This window comes from Rathayibacter sp. Leaf296, from assembly GCF_001423045.1.
GTDB lineage: Bacteria > Actinomycetota > Actinomycetes > Actinomycetales > Microbacteriaceae > Rathayibacter > Rathayibacter caricis.
Genome location: NZ_LMNR01000002.1, coordinates 520,850 through 527,440, shown reverse-complemented (window position 1 = coordinate 527,440; position 6,591 = coordinate 520,850). Strand labels below are relative to the sequence as shown.

Below are 6,591 nucleotides of genomic sequence, written 5' to 3'. Positions count from 1 at the left end.
CATCTGCGCGACCGCCGACACCCTGCCGCCGGAGTCGCGGGCGGTGTTCGATGAGCGGGCGTGCGAGCTGGCGCTCGTGCTGACGCCCACGCAACTGAGGCGCCGGGTCGCGCGACTGCGCGACGAGCTGCACGTCGAGCCGCTCGCCGCGCGGCATGCGCGGGCTCGAGAGGATCGCGCGGTCTGGCTGGTCCCGGACGCGGACGGCATGGCGCTGCTGTGCGCCCTGCTCCCTGCCCCGGTCGCCGTCGGCGCGTACGCACGGCTGGACCGCATCGCACGCTGCCTGCGCGACGGAACCGACAGCGAAGGAGGGGAGGCCGACCGGCCGGACGACGACCGCACTCTCGCGCAGCTGCGCGCCGACGCGCTCGCCGACCTGCTCTGCGACGGCGACGTCACGGGCACTGCACCCGACGTCGCCGGCACTGCACCCGACGATGCGGCGACTCCGACCTTCGTCCCCGGAGTGCGCGCCGAGGTCCGGCTGACCCTCGCCGCGAGCACGGCCCTGGGCCGTGACGACGCCCCCGCCGACCTCGACGGCTACGGCCTCCTCCCCGCCCACGTCGCCCGCGAACTCGCCGGAGCCGCCACGACGATCACCCGCGTCCTCACCGACCCCGACACCGGCACCGTCCTCTCCGTCGGCCGCACCCACCGCCTTCCCCCACCCCGGATGAGACTCGCCCTCCACCTGCGCGACCGGACCTGCCGCTTCCCCGGCTGCACCCGCCCCGCAGCCCGAGCCGAAGCCGACCACACCCTCGAATGGCGCCACGGCGGGCAGACGAGCCTCGACAACCTCGCCTCCCTCTGCACCGCCCACCACCACGTCCGCCACGGCGACCGCTGGACCTACCTCCTCCACCCCGACGGCACCGCCGACTGGACCACCCCCACCGGACGCCGCATCACCACACGACCGGAGACCCTCCTCCCGGAACCCACGCGCCTCCAGCCCGAACCGCGGTTCACGGAGCCGCCTCCGTTCTGAGCGGGGTGCCTCGTCGACCACCGCGGCGCGCGCCCGGCGCGACCGGAGTGGCGTCACTTCGGCCGATGCCCCTCCCGCCCCCGGTGCTACCCGACCCGACCGTGCGGTGTGCGTCCCGGGCTCGGCCGTGCCCTGCCTCGCGCTTCTGCGCCCGGCCCGGCCCTGCCGCGCCCCGCCGTGCGCCAGGATGGTCCGCATGCTGCGAGCGACCGACATCCCCTGGGACCTCATCCGGGACCGCCGCCCCGCGCTCGCACTGCTGCCCTTCGGTGCGCTCGAGGCGCACGGGCTGCACCTGCCGCTCTCGACCGACACCCTCGTCGCCGAAGCGGTCGCCGAGCGGGTGGCGCACCGTCTCGACGCGCTGCTCCTCCCGGCGATCCCCTACGGCGCCACGGCCGGCACGGCCGGCTACCCGGGCACCGTCTCGCTGTCGGCGCCGACCGTGACGGCGGTCGCCGTCGACATCGCGCGGGCGCTCGCGGCCTCGGGCGTGGGCCTCCTCGTGATCGTCAACGGCGACTACGGCAACCGCGCCCCGCTGCGCGCAGCGGTCGACGCGCTCACCGCCGACGGCATCGGGGTCCTGCTGCTCGACTACCCCGGCTTCGAGGAGGCGGCCGCGAGGGTCCGCGAGTCGCGCCCCGCCGCGCCCGGACTCGCGCACGCGGAGGAGCTCGAGACCTCGCTGGTCCTGGCCCTCGCTCCCGAGCTGGTGCTGCGCGAGCGCTACGTCGTCTGCTACCCGGACTTCCCGCCGGAGTTCGGCACCGTCGAGATGCCGCTGCACCCCTTCTCTGAGTCGGCCGTCTTCGGCGATCCGACCTCGGCGTCCGCCGAGAAGGGCGAGGCGATCCTGGAGGCGGTGGTCGAGGCGTCGGTCCAGGCGGTGCGCACGGCTCTCCGGTGAGCGGAGCCGCGCCTCCTCAGTGACGACGGGTCACCGGGACCCCGCGACCGCGGCCGTCGAGGTCCGCTCCACGAGCTCGACCGGCAGCTTCTCCCGCACCCGGGCCTCCGCCGGATCCGCCAGGGCGTCCAGCAGCAGTCGAGCCGCCCGGGATCCCATCGCCACGGCGGGCTGCCGGATCGTGGTCAGCCCGACGAGCGCCGCCGAGTCGATGTCGTCGAAGCCGATCACCGAGACGTCCTCCGGAACCCGGAGTCCCGCGGTCCGCAGCCGGTCGACGGCTCCGATCGCGATCTCGTCGTTGCCGGCGGCGATCGCCGTGAACGGCGTGCCGCTGCGCAGCGCCTCGTCCACGAGAGCGGCCCCCGACGGCGCGGAGTAGTCGCCGGTGAGCATCAGCGCGTCGGGGAACGACTCCCGGACCCCCGCGGTCCGGTCCCGCGTCGAGACCAGACCGCGCGGCCCGGCGATGATCAGCACCCGCTCGTGCCCGAGCGCGGCCAGATGTTCTCCGGCCAGGCGCCCACCCCGCCCGTTGTCCGAGGTGACGACGGTCACGTTCTCGAGCGACGGGATCTCCTCGTCGGCGAGGACGAGCGGGTACTCGGCGGCGAACGGCCGCAGCTCCTCCGCATCGACGGGGGAGTCGCTCGCGACGTAGACGAGGCCGTCGACCGTGCGGTTCTGCAGCAGATCGAGGTAGCGCCGATGGCGCTGGCCGCCGAAGGACGTGCTGCAGATCAGCACCCCGTAGTCGAGCGGACCAGCGACCAGCTCGACGCCCTTCGCGATGCGGCTGAAGTACGAGGTGGTGATGTCCGGCACGGCGACGGCGAGCAGCCGGCTCCGCCCGGACTGGAGGGTGCGGGCCGCCGAATCGGGGACGTAGCCCGCCTGCCGGATGATCGCGAGGATCCGCTCGGCCGTGCGGGGATTCACCGGACGCTTGCCCGAGAGCACGTGCGAGACCGTCGTCACGCTGACCCCCGCCGACTCCGCGATCTGCTGCATGGTCGGTCTTCCCGCTCGCATCGTCGTCCCGACCCCCTCGTCCTGCAAAACGCTTTGCACCGCATTCCACCACATCACGGACGCCCGTCCGTGCGTTCGGCCGCGCGTGCCGCTGACAGCCGACCCCCGGATCGGGGGAGGCGTGCGCCTCGCGTTTCCGACCCGTTTCCGCGGGAAGAAGACCCCATTACGAAGCGTCACTCGGGGACTGCCCGGCGCCGCGCCGACCCTAGGCTCGGGAAATCCTCCTCAGGTGCGATGCCCCGAATGCAAAACCTTTTGCACACCCGACCGGAAGACCAGGTGACCGTGAAAGACCTCGATCTCGCCCGCGCCGCCCAGCGCGTCTCCGTCCCCGTCGTCGCCGTTCTGCTGGCGCTGGTCATCGGAGCGATCCTGATCACGGTGTCCGGGCGCTCGCCCGTCGACGCGATGGCGGCGATCGGCCGCGCCGCCTTCACCTGCGACCCGGGCTACTGCAACTTCGGCACCGTGCTCACGACGGCCACGCCGCTGATCATGACCACCCTCGGCGCCGTCATGGTCCTGCGGGCGGGCCTGTTCAGCATCGGCCAGGAGGGGCAGTACGGCCTCGGAGCCGTCGCGGCGGTCGTCGTGGGGTACCAGGTGCAGCTCCCCGGCGGCCTGCACCCGATCGTCGCGCTGCTCGCCGCGGGTGTCGCGGGAGCGCTGGTCGGACTCGTCCCCGCGGTGTTCCGCGTCTTCCTCGGAGCGAACGAGCTGATCGTCAGCATCATCCTCAACTCGATGGTCGCCCTGCTGCTGAGCTTCCTCATCAACTACCCGCTGCGGGACACGGGCGGGACGGCCTCCTACACGCCGCAGATCGACGAGACGGCGCGGCTCCCGATCTTCGACACCGCGACCAAGCTCGGCGCGAACCTCGTCGTGGCCCTCGCCTTCGTGGCGATCGTCGCGGTCTACATGTCCCGCACCACCTGGGGCTACGAGCAGCGGATGGCGGGCGAGGCGCCCGTCTTCGCCCGCTACTCCGGGATGCGCACCCGCACGGCCGTGCTCCGAGCGGCCGCCCTCGGCGGGGCCCTCGCCGGCATCGGCGGCGGCATCCAGGTCCTCGGCATGAACTACCGCGTGATCGACGGGTTCCTCGACGGCACCGGGTTCAACGGGCTGACGGCGGCGATCCTCGGAGGCACCACCGTGATCGGCGGGTCCCTCGCCGCGATCCTGTTCTCGGCGATCACCGTCGGCGCGATCAACGGGCTGCAGATCCTGATGGGCGTGCCGCGCGAGATCGGCGCCGTGATCCTCGCGCTGATGATCCTCCTCGTCGCGATCCAGACGCCGCTCGCCGGACGCCTGGAGCTCTGGCTCAGCAAGCGCCGGGGCGCCCGGGAGATCGCCGCGCGGGCGGCCGCCGCTCCGCCGCCTCCGGAACCGGTCGACACCCCGCCGGACCCCGACGAGGTCCGCGCCCACGCGGCCGCCCGGAACGAGGAGTGAGCATGGACTTCCTCCTCGCCCTCCTGACCCCCGAGCTCATCCACAACGGGATCCAGCTGACCACCCCGATCCTCTTCGGCGCGCTCGCCGCCGCGCTGAGCTCGCGGGCCGGAGTCCTCAACCTCGCGATCGAGGCGAAGATGCTGGTCGGAGCGTTCGTCGGACTCGTCGCTCTCGACGGCACGGGCTCGCAGCTGCTCGCCGTCGTGATCGCCGCGCTGGCTGGAGCGCTCACCGGCGGGATGATGGCCCTCGCGCACCGCGTCGGGGTCGACCTGATCGTCTTCGCGATCGGGCTCAACATGCTCCTGCTGGAGCTGTCGATCTACCTCATGCGGCAGTTCTTCGGCGGCGTGGGCGTCTGGACCCCCGACGTCGCGACGCTGCCGTCGATCCCGCTGCCGTTCCTCGAGGACGTGCCCGTGCTCGGCCCGCTGCTCAGCGGCTACAACGCGCTGGTCTACCTGGCCTTCGCGCTCGCGGCCGCGTTCGGCCTGCTCTTCCGCTACCGGCCCGGCCGCCATCTCCTGGCGGTGGGCGAGGCTCCGGGAGCCGCGGCCGCCGCGGGCATCTCCGTCGAGCGGGTGCAGACGCTCTCGTTGATCGGCTCCGGCGCCCTCGCCGCTCTGGGTGGCGCGTTCCTGACGGTGGGCGAACTCGGGCTCTTCGCCCGCAACATGACCGACGGCGCCGGCTGGATCGCGATCACCGCGGCGCTGCTCGCGGTGAACCGCCCCGTGTTCCTCGTGCCGGCGTCCCTCCTGTTCGGCTTCTCCGACGCCTTCGCGATCCGCCTGCAGAGCACCACCGACCTGCCCCAGGTGCTCGTGCAGCTCATCCCGATGGCCGCGACGCTCCTCGTGCTCGGCTTCGTCGGCTACCGCGGACTCCGCGCCAAGGAGACCCTCGGCCTGCCCCGCCGCGCCCGCCGCCAGCTGGCCGGCGCTCTGCGCTGACGCCCGCGCCTCCCTCTCCCTCTCCCTCTCTCCCACCCCGCACCCGACGAGAACGAAGGACACAGCCATGACCCTCCCCGCACCCTCCCGCCGCCGCGTCCGGCAGGCGTCCGCCCTCTCCGCCCTGGCCGTCGCGGCCCTCGCCCTCTCGGCCTGCAGCGGCGGAGGCACCGCCTCGACCGCGGCCCCCGACTCCGACGCCTACACCGTCGCGCTGGTCGGCGGCGTCGCGGGCGACCTCTCCTACACCGACTCCGCCCTGGCCGGCCTCACCGAGGCGAAGGACACCCTCGGGGTCGCGACCTCCCACATCGAGGCGCCCGACGTCGCGCAGGGCGAGACCCTCCTCCGCTCGGCCATTCAGACCTCGCCGGACCTCGTGCTGAGCATCACCCTGCCGCTGGACACCGTCATCGCGATCGCCGAGCAGTACCCCGACCAGAAGATCGGCATGCCGGACCAGAGCCTCGAGGACTCCGAGGTGCCCGACAACCTCGAGCTCTACACGATCAACACCCACGAGGGCAGCTTCCTGGCGGGCCTGGTCGCGGGCACGATGACCACCACCAAGAAGGTCGGGGCGGTCGTCGGCGGCGACGCTCCCGGGCTCAACCAGTTCGCCTGGGCGTACGAGCAGGGCGTCAAGGAGGCGTGCGGCGACTGCACCGTGCAGCGCACCTACCTCAACTTCACCTTCAACGACCCGGCGCTGGGCAAGTCGACCGCCCTCGACATGCACAGCGACGGGGTCGACGTGATCTTCCAGGTCGCGGGCGGCTCGGGCACCGGTGTCATCGAGGCCGCGGAGGAGGAGGGCTTCTACGCCATCGGCGTCGACAGCGACCAGGACTCCGTCGCGCCCGGCACGGTCATCACCTCGATGATGAAGCACGTCGACGCCAACGTCCTCACGATGATCTCCTCGGCGCAGGAGGGCGACTTCACCTCGGGCGCCACCAACGTCGGACTCGCCGAGGGCGCGACCGGGCTGTCGTGGGACGAGGGCTCCACGGTCTTCGAGGACGCCCACCCCGAGCTCGCCGAGCCCGTGGCCGCGGCGAAGAGCACCGTCGCGGACTACGAGACCCGGATCCTCGACGGATCCTTCGAGGTCTGCGACGCCCTGAACGACCCCGACTCGGACGCCTGCTCGCCCTTCGCCGGCTGATCCTCCCCGACCGCAGGAGTCGTCGATCACCCCCCGGTCGGCGGCTCCTGCGCTCCACCCTCTC

At 72.8% G+C, this 6,591-nt stretch carries 6 protein-coding genes; 5 read left to right on the top strand and 1 reads right to left on the bottom strand.

The window, feature by feature from the left end:
- The coding region (locus tag ASF46_RS12660) for an HNH endonuclease (protein ID WP_162240178.1) at nt 1–997 on the top strand (997 nt) is incomplete at its 5' end.
- A gap of 196 nt (nt 998–1,193) precedes the next feature.
- Entirely contained in the window at nt 1,194–1,907 is a 714-nt protein-coding gene (locus ASF46_RS12655) for a creatininase family protein (RefSeq protein WP_056867910.1), read from the top strand.
- Between the two features lie 30 nt (nt 1,908–1,937).
- Here the strand turns inward: ASF46_RS12655 and ASF46_RS12650 are convergent, their stop codons facing one another.
- Nucleotides 1,938–2,918, bottom strand: a complete 981-nt coding sequence (locus tag ASF46_RS12650; protein WP_056867909.1) for a LacI family DNA-binding transcriptional regulator — start codon at nt 2,916–2,918, stop codon at nt 1,938–1,940.
- A 309-nt stretch (nt 2,919–3,227) separates the two neighbouring features.
- On the opposite strand from ASF46_RS12650, the gene ASF46_RS12645 reads away from it, so the two are divergent.
- The 3 genes from ASF46_RS12645 (at nt 3,228) to ASF46_RS12635 (ending at nt 6,527) form a co-directional block, all read left to right on the top strand.
- Complete coding sequence (locus ASF46_RS12645) at nt 3,228–4,403, top strand: ABC transporter permease (protein WP_162238035.1); 1,176 nt, start codon at nt 3,228–3,230, stop codon at nt 4,401–4,403.
- Nucleotides 4,404–4,405: 2 nt separating this feature from the next.
- Complete coding sequence (locus ASF46_RS12640) at nt 4,406–5,359, top strand: ABC transporter permease (protein WP_056867908.1); 954 nt, start codon at nt 4,406–4,408, stop codon at nt 5,357–5,359.
- 67 nt (nt 5,360–5,426) lie between these two features.
- Nucleotides 5,427–6,527, top strand: a complete 1,101-nt coding sequence (locus ASF46_RS12635) for a BMP family ABC transporter substrate-binding protein (protein WP_056867907.1) — start codon at nt 5,427–5,429, stop codon at nt 6,525–6,527.
- Nucleotides 6,528–6,591 lie beyond the last annotated feature (64 nt).